The sequence below is a fragment of the Streptomyces sp. NPDC051907 genome (assembly GCF_040681075.1).
GTDB lineage: Bacteria > Actinomycetota > Actinomycetes > Streptomycetales > Streptomycetaceae > Streptomyces.
This window is the reverse complement of sequence record NZ_JBFAYB010000022.1, coordinates 34,456-56,435: the sequence shown is the minus strand read 5'-3', so window position 1 is coordinate 56,435 and position 21,980 is coordinate 34,456. Positions and strand designations below refer to the sequence as shown.

Genomic DNA, 21,980 nt, shown 5'->3' with positions numbered 1-21,980 from the left:
GGCGCCCGTCCTAGGCGTCCGGGCTGGTCAGCCCCGCCGCCCGGGCGAGTCGGCGGTGGGAGTCGAGCAGGTCCTCGACGTCGTGGGCGCTGGTCGTGACCAGGATCTCGTCCGCGCCGGTGTCCTTGAGCACGGACTCGAGCGCGTCGACGACCTGCTCCTCGTCGCCGTGGACGTGGCCGTCCAGCCCTGACTCGTACAGCGTCCGTTCCTTCGCCGTCATCGTCAGGGCCTCGACGCTCTCGGGCGAGATCAGCGGCGGGAAGACGCCGTGCGTACGCGAGTACGCCCCCGCCCAGGCCTCCGGCATCAGCAGACGGCGGGCGGCCTCCTCGGTCCCGGCCACCGCGACCGTGCCCGCCACGACGACGTACGGCGCGTCGGACCACACGGAGGGGCGGAAGCCGGCCCGGTAGCGCTCGATCGCGGCGAGCACCTTGTCGCGGCCCTTGAGGTCGCCGATGACCAGCGGCAGCCCGGCTGCGGCGGCGATGTCCGCGCCCTCGCCGACGGCGAGCAGGTACGGCGGGACCCGCAGGCCCTCGGCGGGGCGGGCGTGCACCTGGGGGTGGGCTCTCTGCTCGCCGGTGAACCAGCCGAGCAGTTCCTCCAGTTTCCCGGCGAAGTCCTCGGCGTCCTTCTTGTCCCGGCCGAGCGCTCTGCGGATGCCGTCGGTGAAGCCCACCGAGCGGCCGAGCCCCATGTCGATCCGGCCCGGGAAGAGCGATTCGAGGACCCCGAACTGCTCGGCCACGACGAGCGGTTGGTGGTTGGGCAGCATCACGCCGCCCGTGCCGACCCGGATCCTCGACGTCACGGCGGCCACGGCGGACGCCAGGACGGTCGGCGCGGAGCCCGCGACGCCGGGGACGCTGTGGTGCTCGGAGACCCAGAAGCGGTGGTAGCCGAGCGCCTCCGCCTCGCGTGCCAGCCGCACGGTGTCGCGCAGCGCCTGCGGACCGCCCTGGCCCTCGCGGGTGCGGGAGCGGTCCAGGAGGGAGATGCGGGTCGCTGCGATCAATGCGCTCATGCAGGGTTCAACGTCTGCGTGCCGCGAGGATTCCCTAGGCTGTCCGCGTGACGCTCGACACCAGGCCCATGGCCATATTCGATCTGGACGGAACGCTCTCCGACTCCGGGCGCCGCCAGCGCTTCCTGGAGCGCCGGCCGCGCGACTGGAAGGCCTTCTTCGCGGCCGCCCCGGACGACCCGCCGCTGGCGGAGGGCGTCGAGCTGTGCCTGAAGGCGGCCGAGGAGTGCGAGGTCGTCTACCTCACGGGCCGGCCGGAGCGCTGCCGCAGGGACACGCTCGGCTGGCTGAGGGCCCAGGGGCTTCCGGAGGGGCGGCTGTTCATGCGGAGGAACGACGACCGCCGGCCGGCCCTGCACACCAAGATGGAGATCCTGCGCCGCCTCGTGCGCGACCGGGAGCTGCGGATGCTGGTGGACGACGACGCGTTGGTGTGCGACGCGGCGGAGCGGGCCGGCCTCCGGGTCGTACGGGCCCGCTGGGCGACGCCGAGCGAGGCGCTGAAGGACGCTCAGGAGCGCGAGGGCCGCACCTGATCCGCCCCTCAGCGGGGCGCCGGCGGGTCCGGCCCGTCGCTCAGGCGCCGTCCTCGAGGCGGAATCCGACCTTCAGGCCGACCTGGAAGTGCTGGATCTGCCCCTCGGCGATCTGGCCGCGGATCTGGGTCACCTCGAACCAGTCGAGGCTCCGCAGGGTCTGGGACGCACGGCTGATGCCGTTGCGGATGGCCTGGTCGATGCCTTCGGGGGAGGTGCCGACGATCTCGGTGACCCGGTAGGTGTGGTTCGACATGGGGGTCGTACTCCTCTCGGTGCGTTCCCTCAACGGTGCCCCACGGCGCGGCGGCGCGCGAGACGTCGGCAGCCGGACGGCGCTCGCCCTGCGGGGCGGACGGGGCTGAGGGGGCACGCGGTGCGGCGCGCGGGCCCAGGCGGCCCGGGGGCCTCGCGCGGACACCCCTCCCCAGCCCGCGGAGCGGGAAGCGGCGGCCGCGGACCCCGCGACGGAACCCGGTCGGCCGAGTCAGGTCTCGACGTCAGTAGTCGACCCGGTCGGACTTGGCCAGCCACGCGTCGAACGGCGCCGTACGGTTCGGCAGGTCCAGGTGCTCGACCGACACCGGCCACATCGACGCGGGCTTCTTCTCGAACAGGTCGTAGAACTTGCGGTCGTCGAAGCCGGCCACCGCGGCGTCGTGCCGGTCGGCGGAGTAGACGACCCGGTCGACGCGCGCCCACAGCGCGGCGGAGAGGCACATCGGACACGGCTCGCACGAGGTGAACAGGACGCAGCCCTCGAGCGAGAAGACGCCCAGCTTCTTGCAGGCGGCGCGCAGCGCGCTCACCTCGGCGTGCGCGACCGGGTCCAGGGTGGAGGTGACCTGGTTGTTGCCGATCGCGACGACCTCGCCGTCCTTGGCGACCAGCGCGCCGAACGGACCGCCGCCGTTGCGCACGCTGTTGGTGGCCAGCTCGATCGCCTCCTCCATCCAGGCGCGCTCGATCTCCTGGACGCCGGCTTCTTGGGTGTTCGCGGTCATGGTCACTCCTGTGTGGAGACGGTGGGTACTGCTCGGTGCTTGCGGGAGAATCGAGGGATCGAGCAGAGTGGTCGATCCCTTGCCGCGTTGCAACGTGGCTGGGTTCTTCGCAATGTGTGTGAGGAGTACACCGTCTGCCGTGCGGCGTCAGCTAGGAGTGGAAGACATGAAGGCGCAGGCCAGTCCTTCGTAGACTTCTACGAAGAAGCCGGTCGGACCTGCGGTGTTGTCAACTTCATGGACGCCACGCACAGTTCGCGATGAGGGCTGGCGGCAGTCGGTGCGGGGGCAGCTGCGGCTGCTGATGGTCGCTGTGGGGTGTGAAGACGAGCCAGGGAGATCTTCCGGCGCCCTCCGTCCCAGGCACGAACTCCTCGCCGGCCCCTACGGCGGCCCGGATCCGTGCAGCCAGAAGGCTCCGTAGACGGCCGCGGTCAGAACCGCTGTCCCGACGATCGACCACGCCCGTGCTGCTTTCATACGGCTCAGGGCGTTCGCCAGGGGAATGAGGAGGGGGAAGGCGGGGATCAGCAGTCTCGGCTTTGATCCGAAGTAGCCGGAGGCGCATAGGGCGAGGAGTACGACGACACCGCAGTAGACGAGCAGCGGAACTGGCTGATTTTCTTTGATGGTCTTTCGGTACAGCCAGCCGAGCATGAAGACGCCGACGGCAAGCGCGATTCCGGCGGGGAATGCGGGGCTGAGGATAAGGCCGCCGATGAACTTGGAGAAGGCGAGTCCGCCGTCGAATCCATTGCCCCACGCGGCCTGCACATCGAGGTATCCAAGCGGGCTGCCCACCTGGCTGCCGACCCAGAGGATGTAGCCGACGGCGCCGGCGGGGGCTATGAGGAGGCCCAGGATCATGCGGCCCGTCGGCCGGGAGCCTTCCGGGTCCTTGGAGCGCCCGCGGAGGTGAACCAGCGCCGCGGCCCAGAGCGCGGCGGCGACGGCGAGCCCCACGGGCCGTGTCAGGCCGGCGAGTGATGCCAAGAGGCCCGCGCGTACCCAGTCTCCGTTGATGGCCCAGCGCAGCGACCACACGGCGAGCGCGACGAAGAGCGATTCGCTGTACGCCATGGACTGGACGATGCCGACCGGCAGGGCCGCCCACAGGGCGACGGCGAACACGGCGGCCCTTCGGCCGTTCAGCTGGTCCACGACGGCGAAGATGCCGAGGGCCGCCAGGACGGACGCGACCGCGCTGATCGCCAGCCCGGCGTGCGCGGGGCTCATCGGTGTGGCGGCCGACACGAGCGACTCGAGCCAGGGCAGCAGGGGGAAGAAGGCCATATCGGACAGGACTCTGCCGTCCGGCGCCTGGAGGGTGAATCCATAGCCCTCTTCGACGACGCGGACGTACCACAGGGAGTCCCATCGCCGTGCGAGGAGATCAGTCGCGTCGCGGTCTGCGATATAGGACCACAGGTACAGGGTCCCAAGACACAGAATCCGGATCGCGGAATACGCGATCAGCGCGGGCGCTGCACGTCTGAGCAGCCTCGTGCTGGATTTCACTCCCCTGTCGAGAGTTGTCGCGTATTCCAACCTGGGAGTGGTCATCAGGGCTTTTCTTCCGGATCTCTCTCTTGTCGGCAGAAGCGGCCGGGGGCGGCTGCTCGGCCGCGTGGTCTGCCTCTCCCCGCCGACCAGCAGGCGCCCCCATTTTCCACACTGCGGTCTCGCGACGGCAATCGCCCTCCTGTGAGCCCTCGATGGGCAAGGGTGGCATGAGTGCTCTTTTCGATCTTCTGCGAGAAAAGGTCCATACAGCATTAATCGGGCATCTCGTCGTTGTTCCAGCCGTCCTTGATCATGGAATGAGTCCGCCGGGAAGGTGCGAGACGGCCGGGGCTTGACCGGCTCATTGGTCCATACCAAAATCCAGCCACACACCCCTGGAGAGCACGGCCGCGGGCGCGGCGCGGGGCAGGGCGACGCCCAATTCACCGCAGTGGGCCGGCGTGGAGGCGGCCAACCCCGTCAAGCCGTCTATGACGACGGTCCTCCAGGGCGGCGACCCGGCGCGCGCGGCGCGCACCGCCTCCGCGAGCGGATCACCAAGGCGCTCATCCCGCGCTAGGAGCGCCACCCCTCGCCATTCAGCCTCCGCACATCCCCGCTCCGCCGAGCGGTCATTCCGAATCCAGCCGGCCAAGGAAGAAGTAGTGGGGACGGGCCGCCGTCCCCGCGGCCCTCCCTCCGTCCGGCACAGGAGACCGCCATGACCGCATCGCCAGCCGTCGTCTCAGCCATGCTCCCCGCCCCCACCATGCTCCCCGCTCCCGCCGCGATGCCCGCCCCGGCCGAGCTCGCGTCGGTACCCGGACCGGGACCGGTCCCCGTCCCGGTCCCGGCCCCCGCGTCCGGCGAGACCCGGTACGTCGTCTCGCTCGCCCGCGACCAGGAGGACGTACGGGCCGCCCAGCGGCTGCGCCACCAGGTGTTCGCCGGCGAGATGGGCGCCCGCCTCCAGAGCCCCGAGCCCGGCCTGGACACCGACGCCTTCGACGCGTACTGCGACCACCTGCTGGTACGCGAGGCCGACACCGGCGAGATCGTCGGCACCTACCGGCTGCTGCCGCCCGAGCGCGCCCGCATCGCCGGCCGGCTCTACTCCGAGACCGAGTTCGACCTCGCCCGCCTCGCGCCGATCCGCGACGACCTCGTCGAGGTCGGCCGCTCCTGCGTCCACCCCCGGCACCGCAACGGCGCCGTCATCGCCCTCATCTGGGCCGGGCTCGCCCGTTATATGACCCGCACCGGCCACAACTGGCTGGCCGGCTGCTGCTCGATACCGCTCGCGGACGGCGGCTCCCTCGCCGCCGCGACCTGGGACACGGTCAAGACCAGGAACCTCGCGCCCGAGGAGTACTGGGTCACCCCGCACAAGCTCTGGAACGCCGACACCGTGCCCCTGCCCGACGGCCGCGTAGAGCTGCCGCCGCTGCTGCGCGGCTATCTGCGGCTCGGCGCCTGGGTGTGCGGAGCGCCCGCCCACGACCCCGACTTCGGCGTCGCCGACCTGTACGTCCTGCTCTCGCTGCGCCGCACCAACCCCCGCTATCTGCGGCACTTCCTCTCGCTGGCCCCGGTGAAATGAACGTCTGGCTGCCCACCGCGCCCTGCACCCCGCACCGCTGCGCCACCCACCCCGGCCCCGCGGCCGGGGTACCCACCGCCCTCGCCCGGCTGGTCGCCGGAGTCCTGACCGTGGCCCTCGGCCTGCTCCTCGCGCCGGCCGTCGCGCTGCTCGCCGCCGTGCTGGGAGCGCGCCTGCGGGACCCGCTGACCCGCTGCTGGGCGCGTGCGGTGGTACGCGCCTTCGGCGTGCGCACCGAGGTCGTCGGCCGCCCGGGCGGGCCCCGGGGTGTCCTGGTGGTCGCCAACCACGTCTCCTGGCTGGACATACCGCTGATCGCGGGCGTCCTCCCGGGACGGATGGTCGCCAAAAGGGAGGTCCGCGGCTGGCCCGTGCTCGGCCCGCTCTCCGCCCGCGGCGGCACCCTCTTCCTGGACCGCGACCGACTGCGCGCGCTGCCCGGCGCCGTGCGTCTGATGGCCGCCGCGCTGGCGGGCGGCGACCGGGTGATCGCCTTCCCCGAGGGATCCACCTGGTGCGGCCGCGGCCAGGGCAGATTCCGGCCCGCCGTCTTCCAGGCCGCGCTCGACGCGGGCGTCGCCGTCCAGCCCGTGCGCATCACCTACCGGCCCACCGGCGCCGCCGCGTTCGTCGGGGACGACCCGCTGGCCGCCTCCCTGTGGCGGGTCGCGGCGGCCGGGGGGCTCACCGCCGAGATCAGGCTGCTGGAGCCGATCCCCGCGCGGAGCCTCCCCGACCGCCGGCTGCTCGCCCGAGCCGCTCAGGAGGCCGTCGAGAGCGAGAGCGCGAACCTGCCCTCCTCATCGGTCCACCAGTGCGTCAGGTCCATGCCCGCCTCCGCCAGCTCGGCGCGTACGCCCTCCTGACGGAACTTCGCCGAGACCTCGGTGCGCATCTCCTCGCCGGCCGCGAAGGAGACCGCCAGATCCAGCTCGCGGATCTTCACGGTGAGCGCCGAGCGCGCCCGCAGCCGCATCTCGATCCACTCCTGCTCCCGGTTCCAGAGCGCGACATGGTCGAAGTCGTCCGGGTCGACGTCCGCGCGCAGCTCCCGGGCGACGACGGCGAGCACGTTCTTGTTGAACTCCGCCGTCACCCCCGCCGCATCGTCGTACGCCCGCACCAGCACCGACTCGTCCTTGACCAGGTCCGTGCCGAGCAGCAGGCAGTCGCCGGGATCGAGCAGCGAGCGCACCGAGCGCAGGAACACCGTCCGCTCGGCGGGCAGCAGATTGCCGATCGTGCCGCCGAGGAAGGCGACCAGCCGCGGCCCCGGAGTGCCGGGCAGCGCGAGGCCCCGGGTGAAGTCGGCGATCAGGGCGTGGACGTTCAGCCCCGGCCGCTCGGCGAGCAGCGTCTTGGCCGCGCCGGTCAGCGCGCTCTCGCTCACGTCGACCGGCACATAGCTGTCCAGGTCAGGCAGCGCGTCCAGCAGATGCCGGGTCTTCTCCGACGAGCCGGAGCCCAGCTCCACCAGGGTGCGCGCGGCGGTCGCCGCCGCGATCTCGGGCGCCCGGGCGAGCAGGATCTCCCGCTCGGCGCGCGTCGGGTAGTACTCCGGGAGACGGGTGATCTCCTCGAAGAGCTCGCTGCCGCGGGCGTCGTAGAACCACTTGGGCGGCAGCTCCTTGGGCGTACGGGTCAGGCCGTGCAGCACATCGGCGCGCAGGGCCGCCTCCGTGGCGTCCTCGGGCAGGGTGCGGGTCAGCAGGAAGGGGCTCACGCAACGGGCTCCTTGAGCGGGGTCAGCAGGACGTCGGTACGGGTCGCGGCGAGCAGAGTCCGGTCGGGTACCTCTCGCCAGTGCGGATCGTCGTCGTACGGCTCCGAGGCCACGACGGTGCGACGGCCCGGCTCGGCCAGATACCAGAGGGTGTCCCCCCACGCTGTGGCGGCGATCGTCTCGCCGTCCGTCACCAGGAGGTTCAGCCGCGACCCCGGGGCCGCGGCCGCCACCTCGTAGACCGTGTCGGCGAGCGCCTGGCCCAGCTCGTCGCCCACCCGCAGCCGGTGCAGCACCAGCGCCCACAGCAGCGCCGCGTCGCAGCGCGCCTCCATGGAGAGCACGTCGGCCGCGGGCAGCGTCAGGGCGAGCGGCCCCAGCACCCCCGGCCAGCCCCGCACCGCGCCGTTGTGGCTGAACAGCCAGCGTCCGGCGCCGAACGGCGCGGCCGCCGCCTCGCCGTCCGCGCCCGCCTCGGTGGCGTCGCGCACGGCGGCGAGCACCGCGCCGCTGCGGACCACCCGGGCCAGGTCGGCGAAGGAGAGATCGGCCCAGATCGGCCCGGCGCGCCGGTATCTGGCGGGCGTCGGGTCGTCCTCGGCGTACCAGCCGACGCCGAAGCCGTCGGCGTTGACCGTGCCGTGCCGCTGGCGGCGCGGCGCCCAGGACTGCCGGTACAGGCTGTGCGCGGGCTCCACGAGGACGCTCCCCAGCGGGAGCGAGGGCCCGAGATAGGCGAGATGGCGGCACATCAGGCGGTCTCCTCGTGGCCGGCCGCGTCCCGCGCGGTGCGGAACCCGGAGAAGATCTGGCGGCGCACCGGCAGATCCCAGTTGCGGAACGTGCCGCGGCAGGCCACCGGGTCCACGGCGAACGAGCCCCCGCGCAGCACCTTGTGGGCGCTGCCGAAGAAGACCTCGGAGTACTCGCGGTAGGGGAAGGCGGCGAAGCCGGGGTAGGGCAGGAAGTCGCTCGCCGTCCACTCCCATACGTCCCCGATCAGCTGCCGCACCCCGAGCGGCGAGGCGCCCTCGGGGTAGCCGCCGGCCGGCGCCGGACGCAGATGGCGCTGGCCGAGGTTGGCGTGGAGCGGCGTCGGGTCCTCGTCGCCCCAGGGGTAGCGCCTGGAGCGGTCCGTGCGCGGATCGTGCCTAGCCGCCTTCTCCCACTCGGCCTCGGTGGGCAGCCGCCGCCCGGCCCAGCGGGCGTAGGCGTCGGCTTCGTACCAGCTGACGTGCAGCACCGGCTCGTCCGCGGGCACCGGCTCGCTCACGCCGAAGCGGCGGCGCAGCCACTGCCCGCCCTCGCGTCGCCAGAACAGGGGAGCGCCGATGTCGTGCCGGCGGATCTGGTCCCAGCCCTCCGCGGCCCACCAGCGTTCGTCCCGGTAGCCGCCGTCGTCGATGAAGGCCTGGTACGCGCCGCAGGTCACCGGCGTCGTGTCGATGAAGTAGGCGGGGACGATGCGCTGGTGCGCGGGCCGCTCGTTGTCCAGCGCCCACGGCTCGGTGGAGGTGCCCATGGTGAACGGGCCGCCGGGGACGAGGACTTCGGCGGGCAGGCCGCGCGTGCTGCCTGCGGGCGGCTCGGGCGCGCTGAGCGCGGCCGGGCCCCTGCGGAGCTGGTGGGTGATGAGCATGGTCTCGTCGTGCTGCTGCTCGTGCTGCGCGATCATGCCGAACGCGAAGCCGGAGTCGACCAGCGGGCCGCCCTCCAGCGGGGTGCGCTCCAGGATGTCCAGCACGCGTCCGCGGACGTCGGAGGCGTAGACGCGGGCCTCGGCCGGGGCGAGCAGCGGCAGCGTGGGACGGGCCGAGCGCGGGTGCTCGAACGCGTCGTATATCGAGTCGATCTCCGGCCGCAGGGCCTCACGCCCGCCGACGGTGCGCAGCAGCCACTGCTCCTCCTGGTTGCCGATGTGGGCGAGGTCCCAGACGAGCGGCGACATCAACGGCGAGTGCTGGGCGGTCAGATCGTCGTCGTCGACGCACGTGGTGAGGACGGCCGTGCGGTTGCGGGCGGCGGTCAGCGCCTCGACGGCGCGCTGCCGCAGTTCTTGACTCATGAGCGCGGTTCCTTACCGAGTGAGGGGAGGCGCAGATCGTCGGCGGGACATCGGCCCCGCAGGACATGGCGCTCGTTGAAGTCCGCGACCGCCTCCTGCAAGGTGCTGGAGGCCCCGATGCGGGGCAGCGCCTCCAGGGCGGCGGCGAAGCAGCTGACGGCGGTGGCGTGCAGCTCCGGATCGGCCAGTCCGTGCCGGGCCGCGTTGATCCAGAGCGGGTTGCGGGGGGCGGGCAGCGAGTCGGCGCTCTCCGCCAGCGGCTTGACGGCGCGGTAGACCGTCTCGGCCGCCTCCGGATCGTCGAACAGGGCGGCGGTGACGGCGAGCGGCACCATCCAGCCGTCCTCGCCCGACTGGGCGTCGATCATGCGCAGTTCGAGGTGCCCGCGCGGCCGCACGGGCGGAAAGAGCGTGGTCATGTGGTACTCGAGGTCCTCCCTGGTCGGCGGTCTCAGCGCGCCCGAGCGGATCCACTGGCGGAAGGACATCCGGTCCGGCAGCAGCGTGAAGGGCCCGTCAGGAGTCCGTACGAACATCACCGGCGCGTCCAGCACATGACTCGCCCACGCGGCCCGCGGCTCCGCGTACAGCGGCGGGGCGATGGGCCGGACGGGATCGAGGGCGTTCCACACCGCCTGCCGGGTGGAGCGCCAGCCGGTGCGACGGCCCTCCTGGAAGGGGGAGTTGGCGAACGCCGCCAGCAGCACGGCGCCCAGCAGATGCCCGAGCTGCCAGCGTCTGCCGTGCCCGAGCGGACCGGGCTCCGCCTCGCCCGAGTCCAGGCAGACCTGTATGGAGGCCGATCCGCACATCATGGCGCGGCCGCAGGGGCCCGTCCGGTCGAAGTACGCCTCCATCGCGTCGTAGCGCGGGGCGTGCAGCAGCCGTCGGGGCGGTCGGAGGGGGTCGAGGCCGAGTCCGGTGAGAGCGAGTCCGGCCGGGCGGAGCGCGGCGCGTACGGCGTCCAGATCGGCGGCGACGGAGTCGATGCACTCCGTCAGCGAGGCGGCGGGAGCCGAGCTGAGCTCCAGCTGGCCGCCTGGTTCGAAGGTGAGGGCCGAATTCAGTTGAAGGGAACGTACCTGGTCGAACGCGGCCGTGAGGCGATCGTCCTCAACGGGCCGCTGGGGCCGCTGCGGCTCGTGGACGAGCCACTCGACCTCGACGCCCACGGTGCGGGGCGGGCCGGTCTTGAAGCAGATACATCGAAGCAGATCCTCCGCTTCGTCCTCGGCGATCGGCCGGCCGTAGTCGCCCGGATCGGGTGGGTGCATGTCGGCTCCTCCTGTCGAAGGCTCTCTGCCAACCTAAGGCCACGGCCGACGGTTCGCACAAGAGTGCCCCTGACGGGCGGAAATCCCGTTGCCGTGCCTGACGCCCGTCGCCCAGGATGTGCGCCATGAGTGCACGACTGCGGGGGATCGCAAAGGAAACCGAGGAGATCGTCGAACGGGGCCGGTACTTCCTGCCCGGCGGAGCCGAGGTGCTCATAGGTCCTCAGGTGGCCGCCGCGCTGGACGGAACCAGGATGTACGGGCCGGCCCCCGTGCCGGTCGCCCCGGACACCGACCGGGAGACCGCCTTCGCGGTCACGGGCGAGTCCAGCATGGAGGCGGCCTGCCGGATGACCTCCGCGGACGCGGCGCCGGTCGCCGTCTTGAACTTCTCCTCCGCCCGCAACCCCGGAGGCGGCTACCTCAACGGCGCCCAGGCCCAGGAAGAGGCCCTGTGCCGGGCCTCCGCGCTGTACGCCACGCTGCTGCGCGCCCCGGAGTTCTACGCGCACCACCGGGCGGAGCGCAGCCCCTTCTACACCGATCGGGTGATTCACTCGCCGGGCGTCCCGGTCTTCCGCGACGACCGCGGGCGGCTGCTGAGCACGCCGTACACCGTCGGCTTCCTCACCTCGCCCGCGCCGAACGCCGGTGTGATCGCCGGCCGCGCCCCCGACGAGGTCCCCCGCATCCCGGCGGCCCTCGCCTCCCGGGCCGAGCGGGTCCTGGAGACGGCGGCCGAGCACGGCTACCGCCGCCTGGTCCTGGGGGCCTGGGGCTGCGGCGTCTTCCGCAACGACCCGGCGCAGGTCGCGGGCGCGTTCCACGGCCTGCTCACCGGGTCGGGCCGGTTCGCCGGCCATTTCGACGAGGTCGTCTTCGCCGTGCTGGACCGAACGAGGGAGTCCGCCACGCTCGGGGCGTTCCAGGCGGCCTTCGCGGGTCAGCTCCAGCCGTAGCGCTCCTTCAGACGCCGCACGACCGCGTCGAAACGCGGCCGGTCCAGCGCGCACGCCTCACGGCGCATGCCCTCCTCGTGGACCCGCAGCACCCGGTCGAGGTCCACCCAGGACTCGCGCCCCGCGCGGTCCCAGTCGCCGGCGCCGATCGGCGCCCACTCCCGGTCCTGGTCGTGCCGCTTGCTGGACAGCTGCACGGCCAGCAGCGTGCCCGCCTCCTCGTGGGCCACCACCAGCACCGGGCGGTCCTTGCCCCGGCCGTCGTTCTCCTCGAACGGCACCCAGGTCCAGACGATCTCGCCGGGGTCGGGATCGCCGTCGCGGTCGGGGGCGTACGAGGTGCGGACCGGGCCGACCTCGTCGGGATGGGCCTCGACGGTGGCGGCCGGGCCGCTGCTGCCGGGGAGCTCGGAGGGGGCGCCGGACGCGCCGGGGGAGATCGTCACCCGCCATACGGTAGGCCGGACCGGTCCCTGCGCAGCGGCCGGACCCTTCGATCCGCTCGTCCGACCCAGCCGACGGGCGACGGCGACGGGCGCGCAGCCGTGGTTCGCGGCGTGGTTCGGCGCCGGGGTCGGGCGCCGGGGGTCGGCGGTTCGCCCGACCGGGCGCGGAGCACGGTGACACCGGATATCAGGCCGAAGTCGCCGCCGGCGCGGCCCGGAGCGATCTTCCGCGCGGCAGAGCGCCGGCCGGGCGCCCTGGACGCCGACGTACGGCGTGTACAGGGCGGGGCTGCCCACCGGCGGCGACCAGAGCGGACCGCGCCCGGGGCCGGTCCGTGCGGCCTGCGCGACCGGTGTGGCCTGCGTGATCTTTGTGGCCGCCGAGTCCCGACGCCCGGGCCGTCCCGCGCGGCACCCCGGCGGGCGGCGGAGAGGGCGGGCCGGATCGGCCCGGGGCCGTGCGGGAAGGGCGGAGGACGGCGCCGTACGAGGCCGCTTCGGGGGCCTGAGGCGACGAGGGTGACACGTGCCAGTGACGCGTGTCAGTCCTGGCCGGCGCTCGATTCCAGCCAACCGTCGAACTCGGCGCAGGGGCGTTCTGGAAGGATGCGGTGCGCGATGAGCCAGTTACCCAAGCAGTCCGCCGAACGCTCCGTTCCGACCAGCGCAGACGTCGCCCGGCTGGCCGGAGTCTCCCGGGCCACCGTGTCGTACGTCCTCAACAACACCGCGGCCGTCCGCATCAGCGAGCCCACGCGCCGCCGCGTCCGCCAGGCCGCCGAGGAACTGGGCTACGTGCCCCACGCCGCCGCCCGCAGCCTGCGCGCCGGCCACACCCGGATGGTGCTGCTGCCCACCGCCCACGCGCCCGTCGGACCGCTCTACCACCGCTTCCTCCGCGAACTCCAGTGGGCGCTGCGCCGCCTCGACTACACCGTCGTGCAGTACGGCAGCCTCGGCCTCGACGGCGACGAGGCCGCCCGCGCCTGGGCGGAGCTGCGGCCCGTCGCGGTCGTCTCCCTCGGCGAGGTGGCCCTCACCGCGCACGGCGTCGACGTCCTCAAGCGGTCCGGCGCCAAGGCCGTCATCACGCTCGGCCCCGAACGCGTCGAGGGCGCGCACTCCCTCGTCATGGACCAGCGGGAGATCGGCGGCCGCGCGATCGCGCATCTGATCGGCCGCGGCTATAGGGACATCGGCTTCCTGCTGCCCGAGGAGCCCGGCCTGGGGCTGTTCTCGCGCCCCCGCCTCGAAGGCGCCACGGAGGCCGCGCTGCGGGCCGGCGCGCGCATCGAGCCGCTGCCCATGGCGTACGACGAGGAGTCCGCGGCCGCCCTCGCGGCCCGCTGGCGCGGCCTCGGGCTCGACGCCGTCTACGCGTACAACGACGAGCACGCCATGCTCCTGATGCGCGCCCTCCAGGACGAGGGCGTGGAGGTCCCGCGCGAGACCGCGGTGATCGGCGCGGACAATCTGCTGCTCGGAAAGCTGCTGCGGCCGAGGCTGAGCACCGTCCAGATCGACCTGGTCGCCGGTCGGAGCCTGGCCGAGCTCGTCGACCGGGTGGTGCGCGACCCCGGCGGCGAGCCCGAGCGGCACGACCTCATGCGGGCGCGAGTCGTCCACCGCGAGTCCAGCTGAGCCCCGCGCCGCCTGCCCCGCCCGCCCCGCCGAGTGCGGCGCGACGACGACGTGCGCGCCGGGCGGCGCGTGTCTAGCGTCGCTTGCATGAGCACTCATCCGCAGCGGTTCGAGATCCTGGTCGTCCCCGAGCACGTCGAGGGCGACGACGCCGCCGAGCTGGCCGACAGCGCGATCCGCTCCGCCGTCGTGGTGGACACGGGCAAGCGGGGCTCCTCCGGCTATCCGCGCTATGTCGGCGAGGGCATGGAGGCCGACATCGATCCGGCGACCCGCACGGTCGAGGCGCTGCTGGTGGACGGCAACGAGCTGGACTACGGGCTGTCGGCGAGGGTGCTGGAGGCGTCGGACGGCTGAGCGCGCGAGCGCGGCCCGACGCCGTCGACGGGCTCCACGGGCACGGTCGTCCGAGGGCCGTTGACAGGGGCCGCATCCCGGCAGAGACTCGGCGGGGCCGGATGTGAACCATCGTTCACGGATGTGCCGCCGGGCCGAACCGCCGCTCGTCCACGCTTGGGAGAGATCCGATGAGCATCCGCGACGTCTACATTGTCGACGCCGTCCGCACCCCGATCGGCAAGTTCGGGGGCGCGCTCTCCTCCGTACGCCCCGACGACCTCGCCGCGCACGTCCTCAAGGGCCTCGTGGACCGTACGCCGGACCTCGACCCGGCCCGTATCGACGACGTCTTCTTCGGCGACGCGAACGGCGCGGGCGAGGACAACCGCGACGTCGCCCGCATGGCCGTCCTCCTCGCCGGACTGCCGGTCTCCGTGCCCGGCGTCACCGTCAACCGGCTGTGCGGATCGGGCATGGAGGCGGTCATCCAGGCGGCGCGCGCCATAGCGGTCGGCGACGCGTCGATCGCCATAGCGGGCGGAGTCGAGTCGATGTCCCGCGCGCCGTGGGTGCTCCAGAAGCCCGAGCGGGCCTTCCCCGCGGGCCACCAGGAGCTCTACTCGACAACGCTGGGCTGGCGGATGACCAACCCGCTGATGCCCGCCGAGTGGACGGTCTCCCTCGGCGAGGGCGCGGAGCTGATCGCCGACAAGCACTCCCTCACCCGCGAGCAGCAGGACGCCTTCGCGCTCGCGAGCCACCAGAAGGCGGCCGAGGCGTGGGCGAAGGGGCTGTACGACGGGGAGGTCGTGCCGTACGAGGGCACCGACCTGGTCCGCGACGAGTGCATCCGGGACTCGACGTCCATGGAGGCCCTCGCCAAGCTGAAGCCCGCCTTCCGCAAGACCGGCACGGTCACCGCGGGCAACGCGTCGCCGCTCAACGACGGGGCGGCCGCGCTGCTCCTCGTGGACGAGGAGGGCCTGAAGGCCACCGGCCGCGAGCCGCTCGCCCGCATCCGCGCCTCGGCCGTCACGGGCATCGAGCCCCAGCTCTTCGGCCTCGGCCCGGTCGAGGCGGTCGGCCGTGCGCTGGCCAAGGCGGGCAGGACGATGGCGGACCTGACGACGTTCGAACTGAACGAGGCCTTCGCCGCGCAGTCGCTCGGCTGCCTCGCCGAATGGCCCGACCTGGACCCGACCCTGGTCAACCCCCGAGGCGGCGCCATCGCGATCGGCCACCCCCTGGGCGCCTCGGGCGCCCGCCTGGCGGGCTCGGCGGCCCACCAACTGGCCTCAACCGGCTCCGGCACGGCCCTGGCGGCCCTGTGCATCGGCGTGGGTCAGGGCATCGCGCTGGTCCTGGAGCGGTAAGGGGGGAGGGTCGGGGCGCGGGCTGCACATGCGGTCGGGGGTCCGTCCTCAATCGCCGGACGGGCTGGAATCGTCTGCTTCGGGGACCCTGGCTGAGGGTTCGTCCTCAATCGCCGGACGGGCTGGATTCGCCCGCCTCGGGGACCTTGGCTGAGGGCTCGTCCTCAATCGCCGCGGGCTGGAATCGCCCGCCTCGGGGGCCCGGGGGCCCCGCCCCCCGGTTTCGGGGAGGGGCGGGGCTGGGGAGAGAGAAACCGCCTCAGGAAGCCGCCGCCCCACCCTCCGGCGCCGCTTCCTTCGCCTCCTCTATCGACTTCCGTACCTCGTTCATGTCCAGCCCCCGCGCCTGCCCGATCACGCCCTCCAGCGCCGTCTCCGGCAGCGCCCCCGGCTGAGCGAAGACCGCGATGTTGTCGCGGACGATCATCAGCGTGGGGATGGAGCGGATCTCGAAGGCCTCCGCCAGTTCCTGCTCCGCCTCTGTGTCGACCTTCGCGAAGACCAGATCCGGGTGGCGCTCGGACGCGCCCTCGTAGACGGGAGCGAACTGCCGGCAAGGGCCGCACCAGGAAGCCCAGAAATCAATCAGGACAAAGTCGTTCTCCGACACGACCTGATCGAAGTTTTCCTTGGTGAGCTCAACAGTGCTCATGACGTGCTACCTCTTCCTGCGTCCGGAGGACTCGCCCCCGACAACTGCGCCCGGGGCCGTGCTATTCCTCCCCCTGCCCATGTGGCCAGGACGCACACCCGGCACCAGACTGGCTCTATGACGGAAGCCGTGGAGTACGACGTCGTAGTGCTGGGCGCCGGCCCGGTCGGGGAGAATCTGGCGGATCGTGCGAGGGCGGCGGGCCTGAGCACAGCGGTGGTGGAGAGCGAACTGGCGGGCGGCGAGTGCTCCTATTGGGCGTGCATGCCCAGCAAGGCCCTGCTGCGCCCGGCGATCGCCCGCGCCGACGCCCTCCGCGTCCCCGGACTGCGCGAGGCCGTGCAGGGACCGCTCGACGCCGCGGCGGTGCTGGCGCATCGCGACGAGTACGCCTCCCACTGGAAGGACGACGGCCAGGTCGCCTGGCTGGACTCGATCGGGGCCCGGTTCTACCGCGGTCACGGCCGGCTGCACGGCCCGAGGAAGGTCGTCGTGGACGGCCCCGAGAGCGAGCACCATGTGCTGACCGCCCGGCACGCCGTCGCCGTGTGCACCGGCAGCCGCGCCGTTCTGCCCGACATCCCGGGACTGGTGGGGGCCAAGGCGTGGACGAGCCGCGAGGCCACCAGCTCCCAGCGGGCGCCCGACCGGCTCGCGATCGTCGGCGGGGGAGTGGTCGGCGTCGAGATGGCCACCGCCTGGCAGGCGCTCGGCTCGCAGACCACCCTGCTCGTACGCGGCGGGGGAGTCCTGCCGAGGATGGAGTCCTTCGTCGGCGAGCACGTGGTCGACGCCCTGACCGAGGCCGGCGCCAAGGTCCGTCTGCACACGTCCGTCGCCTCGGTGGAGCGCGCCGACGGCGCGGGCCCCGTCACCCTCGTGCTGGAGGGCGGCGAGCGGATCGAGGCCGACGAGGTCCTCTTCGCCACCGGCCGCGCCCCCCGTACCGACGCGATCGGCCTGGAGTCGGTGGGCCTGCAGCCGGGCGGCTGGCTGTCGGTCGACGACAGCTGCCGGGTCGAGGGGAGCAGCTGGCTGTACGCCGTCGGCGACGTCAACCACCGTGCGCTGCTGACCCACCAGGGCAAGTACCAGGCCCGGATCGCGGGCGCGGCGATCGTGGCCCGGGCGCAGGGCGTCCCCCTGCTGGAGAGCGACCGCTGGGGCGCGCACGCCGCGACCGCCGACCACGCCGCCGTCCCGCAGGTGGTCTTCACCGACCCCGAGGTCGCGGCCGTCGGCCTGTCCCTGGCCGAGGCGGAGGACGCGGGCCTGCGGGTCCGCGCCGTCGACGTCGACCTGGCGTCGGTCTCGGGCGCGAGCCTGTACGCGGACGGCTACCGCGGCCACGCCCGCATGGTCGTCGACCTGGACCGCGAGATCGTGCTCGGCGTCACCTTCGTGGGGCCGGGCGTCGGCGAGCTGCTGTACTCGGGCACGGTGGCGGTCGCCGGAGAGGTCCCGATCGACCGCCTGTGGCACGCGGTTCCGGCGTACCCGACGATCAGCGAGGTGTGGCTGCGGCTGCTGGAGGCGTACCGGGGCTGACCGGGACCAGGCGGCTCCCCCAGGTGGACACTCAGCACCGGTGGACCGGTATCCCTTGAGCACGGCCCCCGCACCGCAGTACCGCGCTCAGGCCTGCCCGTCGCCCTCGAGGCGGCGCAGGCGCTCCGCGTCGCAGGTCCGCGGGCAGGTGCCGCACGCCTCGGCCGGTCGGATCGTGTAGTAGAGGCAGCATCCGATGCGCGTGCGCGTCGGGTACGACTGCCCCTCGCGGCCCGTCAGCCGTCGGAAGTCCGCGCCCCCGGGGAACGGCGACACCGGCCCGGGCAGCAGCTCGCTCGCCGCCCGCACGCCGTGCTCCTCCTGTCCCAGCATCCGGCCGAGGTACCAGACGCCGGAGACCAGGTCGTCGCCGACCATGCCCCACAGCGCCCGCGGCCCCCGCCGCAGCCGTGGCCCGATCGCGGCCAGCAGCGGTCGTACGAGATCGGCGACCGCCGTGCGCAGCTCGGCCCGCAGCGCCTCCTCGTGCGGCAGCACGCCTGCGCCCGGCAGCTCGGCGGCCGGATCGTCGGGCAGGCACGCGAAGCCGCCGGGGACGACGGCGAACGCTCCGGTCGACAGGTTGACGCGTACCTCGTCCGGGCGGATCCGAGGCACGCGGCGCTCGAGCTGCCAGGGGCCGCTCAGCAGCAGGCAGACGGACCAGAGGTAGTCGTGCAGCGCGCGCGAGGCCACCACGTCGGGCCGGGCGGTGTGCGCGTGACGGTTCTGGATGCGCAGGGCCTCGGCGTCGAGGAAGGCGTCGAGGAGTTCTGGACGGACCGTCAGCTCGGCGCCGTCGACCCAGCCTTGACTGGTCGGCGAGCCGGGGGTCGCGATGTCCACGTGCAACGACGGGCAGAGCGCGGCGAGGCGCCGGTAGGTCGCGGTCAGCAGGGTGGAGCAGCTCACGGCGGGTCCGGCCAGTGAACATGCCGGGGCCAGGGACAAGGGGGGCTCCTCAACGAAAGTGACTCGGAGGTAGGTAAGGCAAGGCTCACCTTAACCACATAGCAGCCCTCGAACGCGAACCGGGGCCGGGCCGACGCGAATTGACAGACTTAGGTATGCCTAACTTAGGCTCTCGCTCCGTGCCCCAGAAGATCGCGGGCCGCCCTCCAGGGCGGTCCGTCCGCGCGGCGGACGCCGCCCGCCCTCCCCGCCGCCCTCGCGTCGGCGCTCGGCGCCGCCCCGTCCGCAGCGCCCCCTGTCTCCGTCGTGTCTCCGTACGACGTCATGGCCATGTCTCTGTACGACCCGGCGCCGCCCCCGCGCGGCCCAGTGCGCGGAAGTGAACCCACATGCAGATGTACCTGCTTGCCCTCAACCCGACCGACTCGGTCACCGAGGGATTCCTCCCCGCCGCCCGCCGGCTCGGCCTCGACGTCACCCTCCTCGCCGACCAGCCCGCACCGCACCGCGCCCGTTACCCCGACGTCGAGATCCTCGAATGCGACGTACGCGACTTCCGCGCGGTCGTCGCCCGGATCTCCGCCCACCGGACGCCGGACGCGGTCTTCACCAACAGCGACCATCTGCAGACTCAGACCGCCCTGGCCGCCGAGTACTTCGGCCTGCCCGCCAAGGACTGGCGGGCGACGCTGCGCACCAAGGACAAGGCCGAGATGCGCCGCCGGCTCGCGGCCCAGGGCGTCGACGTCGTCCGCTCGGCGGAGATCGCCCCAGCAGGCGACCCGGCCGGCCTCGACGTGCCGTACCCCTGCGTGCTCAAGCCCCGCGAGGGCGTGGCCAGCGAGGACGTCGTCCTGATAGAGGGACCCGCCGAGCTCGCGCTGCGCTGCGAGGAGATCCAGGCGCGACGGCCCCAGGCGGCGCTGGTCGTCGAGGAGTACCTGCCCGGTGAGCTGTACACCCTGGAGACCCTCGGCGACGGCCGGATCCGCCATGTGCTGGGCGGATTCCACACCGAGCTGTCCCCGCCCCCGTACTTCATCGAGCGGCGGCTCAGCTACCTCCCCGCCCACCCCGAGCCTGTGGCCGCCCAGATCCTGGCCCAGCTCGACGCGCTCGGCGTCGGATTCGGCGCGTGTCACACCGAGTTCGTGGTGCACGAGGGGCGCGCCCGCATCATCGAGGTCAACTACCGCGCCATCGGCGACCGGGCGGATCTCCTCCTGGCCGAGCTGCTGGGCATCCCGCTCTTCGAGCACATCCTCCAGACGCACCTGGGCCGGCCGCTCCCCGCGGACCTGGGCGCGCGGACCGACGTCGTGGCCCGGCTCGAGTACCCGTACGCACAGCAGTCCGGAACCTTGACCGCCGCTCCGTCGGCTACCGAACTGGAGTACGGTGAGGTCCAGCTGACATACCGGCCGTTGCGCCCGATCGGCGAACGGCACGAGGTCTACGGCACCAACCGCGACCTCCTCGGCGTCGTCCGGGCCATCGGCCCCGACGAGGAGAGCGTGGACCGGGGAGTGACCGACTTCCTCGCAGCGCACCGCTGGGAGATCACCCCGTGACCACGACGACGACCGCGACGACGACCGCGACGACGACCGCGAGCGTGACGAGCCAGGCCGACCCACCGTCGGACGCGGACCCCGAGAGCGACCTGGTGCTGCGGGTGCTGAGCGCGCTGCTGCGCGAGGACGTGGTGGGCCTGCGCACCCGCGCCGTCCCCGTCGAACGGCCTGACGGAGCGTGGCTGCGGCTGGCCGCCGGCGACGAGGACGCCCTGCTGCTGCCGGTCGCCGAGGACGGATTCCAGTGCGAGCGGGCGGCCCGGCTGCCGCTGCTGCGCCAGGAGTCCGACGGCCGGGAGCTGACCACGGCCGACGACATACTGGCCGCGCTGCGCCCGCTCGCCGAACCGGCCGACCGCGGCGGCTTCGACGCCTTCGCCGACGAGTGCCGCCAGACGCTCGCCACCCTGCGCCTGCACGACGCGACCGAGGCCGAGGTCGTCGAGGCCCTCGTCACAGGCCACGGCGCCGATCCCGCGTACTGGACCGGACTGGCCGGCGGGCTCGCCCACGACGCCCTCGCCGCCCGCCACGACCACCCCGTCTACCCGACCGCACGCGGCCGGCAGGGGCTCGCCGCCGACCAACTGCGCCGGTACGCACCCGAGTTCCACCCCCGCTTCGCCCTGCGCTGGCTCGCCCTCCCCAAGGAGGCCGTCGCCGTCCACGGCAGCCTGCGCCTCGCCCAGCCCTCGCAGGTCGGCGTGCCGGGAGTCGACGACAGCCATGTCGCCCTCCCCGTCCACCCGCTGTCCGTCGGCGCCGCGCTGCACGACGCCCTGCGCGCCACCGGCCTCGACGGCCGGGCGATCCTCGCCGACCGGCCCTGCCTGGACGTCGTGCCCACCCTGTCCATGCGCACCGTGGCCCTCGCCGAACGCCCCGGCGTCCACCTCAAACTCCCCCTGGCCACCGCCACCCTGGGCCGGCTCAACCGCCGCACCATCAAGCCCGGCACGCTCGTCGACGGCGCCGCAGGCCAGCGCCTGCTGGAGACGGTGATCGCCCGCGAGCCCCGCTTCCAGGGCCGCGTCCTGCACGCCGACGAGACCCGCTTCGCCCACGCCGGGCACGAGCTCCTCGCCGTACTGCAGCGCCGCTACCCGGCCGGGCTCGACGGCGCCGTCGTCGTGCCGATGGCCGCCCTGCTCAGCCGGTCCCCGGACGGGCGGATGGTCGTCGACCGCCTCGCCGACCGCTTCTACGGCGGCGACCCGCTCGCCCTCCTCGACGCCGTGCTCACCCTGCTCTTCGACTGGCAGACCACGCTCTTCCGGTACGGCGTCGCCCTGGAGTCCCACCAGCAGAACGTGTCGCTCGTGCTGGACGAAGAAGTCGGGCGGCCGCGGCTGCGCCTGCTGCTCAAGGACAACGACGGCCCGCGCGTCAACACCGCCCGTCTGCGCGAGGCCCTCGGCGCGGACGCCCCGGACCTGGCCGCCTTCGACGACGCCCGGATACTCGGCGACCACGACCAGCCCGTCGTCGACCTCTTCACCGCCGTCACCGTCCATCTGTGCGCCGGCGCCTACGCCTTCGGGCTCGCCCGGCGCGGCCGCGCCCCGCTGGAGCGGCTGCTCCGCCTCGTGCGCGACCGGCTCGCCGACGCCGTGGAACGGCTCGGCACCCAGCCGGGAGCCCCCGGCGCCGTCCTGCGCGAACACGTCCTCGACGCGGCGCGGCTGCCCGTCAAGGCCATGGTGACCGCGGGCACCCTCCTCGCCAAGAACCGCTCGGGAGCGTCCGACATCAACAAGCACTACACCACCGGCCCCAACTACCTGCTGCGGGAAGCGTGACG

Annotated in this window: 21 protein-coding genes and 1 pseudogene; 11 read left to right on the top strand and 11 right to left on the bottom strand. The window is 73.2% G+C overall.

Going from position 1 to position 21,980, the window contains the following annotated elements:
* Positions 1-10 precede the first annotated feature (10 nt).
* Complete coding sequence (locus tag AB0M39_RS15015; RefSeq protein ID WP_365364150.1) at positions 11-1,030, bottom strand: LLM class flavin-dependent oxidoreductase; 1,020 nt, start codon at positions 1,028-1,030, stop codon at positions 11-13.
* Between the two features lie 47 nt (positions 1,031-1,077).
* Here AB0M39_RS15015 and AB0M39_RS15010 point away from each other — a divergent pair, with 47 nt between their 5' ends.
* Positions 1,078-1,566 carry a hypothetical protein gene (locus tag AB0M39_RS15010; RefSeq protein ID WP_365364148.1) on the top strand — a complete coding sequence of 163 codons (489 nt, stop codon included), beginning with the start codon at positions 1,078-1,080 and terminating at the stop codon, positions 1,564-1,566.
* A gap of 40 nt (positions 1,567-1,606) precedes the next feature.
* Here AB0M39_RS15010 and AB0M39_RS15005 read toward each other — a convergent pair whose 3' ends face one another.
* The 3 genes from AB0M39_RS15005 to AB0M39_RS14995 form a co-directional block, all read right to left on the bottom strand.
* Complete coding sequence (locus AB0M39_RS15005) at positions 1,607-1,822, bottom strand: dodecin (protein ID WP_365364146.1); 216 nt, start codon at positions 1,820-1,822, stop codon at positions 1,607-1,609.
* A gap of 244 nt (positions 1,823-2,066) precedes the next feature.
* Positions 2,067-2,570 carry a nucleoside deaminase gene (locus AB0M39_RS15000; protein WP_365364144.1) on the bottom strand — a complete coding sequence of 168 codons (504 nt, stop codon included), beginning with the start codon at positions 2,568-2,570 and terminating at the stop codon, positions 2,067-2,069.
* 384 nt (positions 2,571-2,954) lie between these two features.
* On the bottom strand, positions 2,955-4,088 hold the full coding sequence (locus AB0M39_RS14995) for a hypothetical protein (RefSeq protein ID WP_365364142.1): 1,134 nt from the start codon (positions 4,086-4,088) through the stop codon (positions 2,955-2,957).
* Between the two features lie 383 nt (positions 4,089-4,471).
* On the opposite strand from AB0M39_RS14995, the pseudogene AB0M39_RS14990 reads away from it, so the two are divergent.
* The 3 genes and pseudogenes from AB0M39_RS14990 to AB0M39_RS14980 form a co-directional block, all read left to right on the top strand.
* Positions 4,472-4,618, top strand: a pseudogene (locus tag AB0M39_RS14990) (sugar transporter); the annotation flags it as partial.
* 176 nt (positions 4,619-4,794) lie between these two features.
* The gene (locus AB0M39_RS14985; RefSeq protein WP_365364140.1) at positions 4,795-5,673 is read left to right on the top strand and encodes a GNAT family N-acyltransferase; all 879 of its coding nucleotides are present in this window, start codon (positions 4,795-4,797) and stop codon (positions 5,671-5,673) included.
* Entirely contained in the window at positions 5,670-6,539 is an 870-nt protein-coding gene (locus AB0M39_RS14980; RefSeq protein ID WP_365364138.1) for a lysophospholipid acyltransferase family protein, read from the top strand. Before AB0M39_RS14985 ends, AB0M39_RS14980 begins: the two co-directional genes overlap by 4 nt.
* Here the strand turns inward: AB0M39_RS14980 and egtD are convergent.
* Genes egtD through egtA form a run of 4 tightly spaced genes read right to left on the bottom strand, consistent with a single transcriptional unit; the run spans position 6,434 to position 10,735 of the window.
* On the bottom strand, positions 6,434-7,396 hold the full coding sequence (gene egtD, locus AB0M39_RS14975) for an L-histidine N(alpha)-methyltransferase (protein WP_365364136.1): 963 nt from the start codon (positions 7,394-7,396) through the stop codon (positions 6,434-6,436). The two genes, AB0M39_RS14980 and egtD, sit on opposite strands and share 106 nt — an antisense overlap.
* A complete protein-coding gene (gene egtC, locus AB0M39_RS14970; RefSeq protein ID WP_365364134.1) occupies positions 7,393-8,148 on the bottom strand; it encodes an ergothioneine biosynthesis protein EgtC in 756 nt (251 codons plus the stop codon). The genes egtD and egtC overlap by 4 nt, the downstream gene beginning before the upstream one ends.
* Positions 8,148-9,461 (bottom strand): ergothioneine biosynthesis protein EgtB, encoded by a 1,314-nt coding sequence (gene egtB / locus AB0M39_RS14965; RefSeq protein WP_365364132.1) that lies wholly within the window; start codon positions 9,459-9,461, stop codon positions 8,148-8,150. Before egtB ends, egtC begins: the two co-directional genes overlap by 1 nt.
* Complete coding sequence (egtA, locus tag AB0M39_RS14960; protein WP_365364130.1) at positions 9,458-10,735, bottom strand: ergothioneine biosynthesis glutamate--cysteine ligase EgtA; 1,278 nt, start codon at positions 10,733-10,735, stop codon at positions 9,458-9,460. The genes egtB and egtA overlap by 4 nt, the downstream gene beginning before the upstream one ends.
* 125 nt (positions 10,736-10,860) lie before the next feature.
* On the opposite strand from egtA, the gene AB0M39_RS14955 reads away from it, so the two are divergent.
* Positions 10,861-11,694: a TIGR02452 family protein gene (locus AB0M39_RS14955; RefSeq protein WP_365364128.1), complete on the top strand. Its 834-nt coding sequence runs from the start codon at positions 10,861-10,863 to the stop codon at positions 11,692-11,694.
* On the opposite strand, the gene AB0M39_RS14950 is transcribed toward AB0M39_RS14955, so the two are convergent.
* On the bottom strand, positions 11,679-12,140 hold the full coding sequence (locus AB0M39_RS14950; protein WP_365364125.1) for a type II toxin-antitoxin system PemK/MazF family toxin: 462 nt from the start codon (positions 12,138-12,140) through the stop codon (positions 11,679-11,681). The genes AB0M39_RS14955 and AB0M39_RS14950 overlap by 16 nt on opposite strands.
* Positions 12,141-12,758: 618 nt before the next feature.
* Here AB0M39_RS14950 and AB0M39_RS14945 point away from each other — a divergent pair.
* The 3 genes from AB0M39_RS14945 to AB0M39_RS14935 all read left to right on the top strand — a co-directional run bounded on the left by AB0M39_RS14945 (position 12,759) and on the right by AB0M39_RS14935 (position 15,493).
* Positions 12,759-13,781, top strand: coding sequence for a LacI family DNA-binding transcriptional regulator (locus AB0M39_RS14945; protein WP_365364122.1), 1,023 nt, complete (start codon positions 12,759-12,761; stop codon positions 13,779-13,781).
* 87 nt (positions 13,782-13,868) lie between these two features.
* The gene (locus tag AB0M39_RS14940; RefSeq protein WP_365364120.1) at positions 13,869-14,138 is read left to right on the top strand and encodes a hypothetical protein; all 270 of its coding nucleotides are present in this window, start codon (positions 13,869-13,871) and stop codon (positions 14,136-14,138) included.
* Positions 14,139-14,308: 170 nt separating this feature from the next.
* The gene (locus AB0M39_RS14935; protein ID WP_365364118.1) at positions 14,309-15,493 is read left to right on the top strand and encodes a thiolase family protein; all 1,185 of its coding nucleotides are present in this window, start codon (positions 14,309-14,311) and stop codon (positions 15,491-15,493) included.
* Between the two features lie 259 nt (positions 15,494-15,752).
* On the opposite strand, the gene trxA is transcribed toward AB0M39_RS14935, so the two are convergent.
* Positions 15,753-16,145: a thioredoxin gene (gene trxA / locus AB0M39_RS14930; protein WP_365364116.1), complete on the bottom strand. Its 393-nt coding sequence runs from the start codon at positions 16,143-16,145 to the stop codon at positions 15,753-15,755.
* A 117-nt stretch (positions 16,146-16,262) separates the two neighbouring features.
* Here trxA and AB0M39_RS14925 point away from each other — a divergent pair, with 117 nt between their 5' ends.
* Positions 16,263-17,693 (top strand): NAD(P)/FAD-dependent oxidoreductase, encoded by a 1,431-nt coding sequence (locus AB0M39_RS14925; protein WP_365364114.1) that lies wholly within the window; start codon positions 16,263-16,265, stop codon positions 17,691-17,693.
* An 87-nt stretch (positions 17,694-17,780) separates the two neighbouring features.
* On the opposite strand, the gene AB0M39_RS14920 is transcribed toward AB0M39_RS14925, so the two are convergent.
* Positions 17,781-18,644 carry a (2Fe-2S)-binding protein gene (locus AB0M39_RS14920; RefSeq protein ID WP_365364112.1) on the bottom strand — a complete coding sequence of 288 codons (864 nt, stop codon included), beginning with the start codon at positions 18,642-18,644 and terminating at the stop codon, positions 17,781-17,783.
* Between the two features lie 350 nt (positions 18,645-18,994).
* On the opposite strand from AB0M39_RS14920, the gene AB0M39_RS14915 reads away from it, so the two are divergent.
* A complete protein-coding gene (locus AB0M39_RS14915) occupies positions 18,995-20,176 on the top strand; it encodes an ATP-grasp domain-containing protein (protein ID WP_365364110.1) in 1,182 nt (393 codons plus the stop codon).
* Positions 20,177-20,220: 44 nt separating this feature from the next.
* Positions 20,221-21,978: an IucA/IucC family protein gene (locus AB0M39_RS14910; RefSeq protein WP_365364208.1), complete on the top strand. Its 1,758-nt coding sequence runs from the start codon at positions 20,221-20,223 to the stop codon at positions 21,976-21,978.
* Positions 21,979-21,980: the final 2 nt, after the last annotated feature.

What these genes read in the sequence shown, in the direction of transcription:
- AB0M39_RS15015 (WP_365364150.1), bottom strand. Translation starts at nt 1,030, where the DNA reads ATGAGCGCATTGATCGCAGCGACCCGCATCTCCCTCCTGGACCGCTCC.
- AB0M39_RS15005 (WP_365364146.1), bottom strand. Translation starts at nt 1,822, where the DNA reads ATGTCGAACCACACCTACCGGGTCACCGAGATCGTCGGCACCTCCCCC.
- AB0M39_RS15000 (WP_365364144.1), bottom strand. Translation starts at nt 2,570, where the DNA reads ATGACCGCGAACACCCAAGAAGCCGGCGTCCAGGAGATCGAGCGCGCC.
- AB0M39_RS14985 (WP_365364140.1), top strand. Translation starts at nt 4,795, where the DNA reads ATGACCGCATCGCCAGCCGTCGTCTCAGCCATGCTCCCCGCCCCCACC.
- AB0M39_RS14980 (WP_365364138.1), top strand. Translation starts at nt 5,670, where the DNA reads ATGAACGTCTGGCTGCCCACCGCGCCCTGCACCCCGCACCGCTGCGCC.
- egtC (WP_365364134.1), bottom strand. Translation starts at nt 8,148, where the DNA reads ATGTGCCGCCATCTCGCCTATCTCGGGCCCTCGCTCCCGCTGGGGAGC.
- egtB (WP_365364132.1), bottom strand. Translation starts at nt 9,461, where the DNA reads ATGAGTCAAGAACTGCGGCAGCGCGCCGTCGAGGCGCTGACCGCCGCC.
- egtA (WP_365364130.1), bottom strand. Translation starts at nt 10,735, where the DNA reads ATGCACCCACCCGATCCGGGCGACTACGGCCGGCCGATCGCCGAGGAC.
- AB0M39_RS14955 (WP_365364128.1), top strand. Translation starts at nt 10,861, where the DNA reads ATGAGTGCACGACTGCGGGGGATCGCAAAGGAAACCGAGGAGATCGTC.
- AB0M39_RS14945 (WP_365364122.1), top strand. Translation starts at nt 12,759, where the DNA reads ATGAGCCAGTTACCCAAGCAGTCCGCCGAACGCTCCGTTCCGACCAGC.
- AB0M39_RS14940 (WP_365364120.1), top strand. Translation starts at nt 13,869, where the DNA reads ATGAGCACTCATCCGCAGCGGTTCGAGATCCTGGTCGTCCCCGAGCAC.
- AB0M39_RS14935 (WP_365364118.1), top strand. Translation starts at nt 14,309, where the DNA reads ATGAGCATCCGCGACGTCTACATTGTCGACGCCGTCCGCACCCCGATC.
- trxA (WP_365364116.1), bottom strand. Translation starts at nt 16,145, where the DNA reads ATGAGCACTGTTGAGCTCACCAAGGAAAACTTCGATCAGGTCGTGTCG.
- AB0M39_RS14925 (WP_365364114.1), top strand. Translation starts at nt 16,263, where the DNA reads ATGACGGAAGCCGTGGAGTACGACGTCGTAGTGCTGGGCGCCGGCCCG.
- AB0M39_RS14915 (WP_365364110.1), top strand. Translation starts at nt 18,995, where the DNA reads ATGCAGATGTACCTGCTTGCCCTCAACCCGACCGACTCGGTCACCGAG.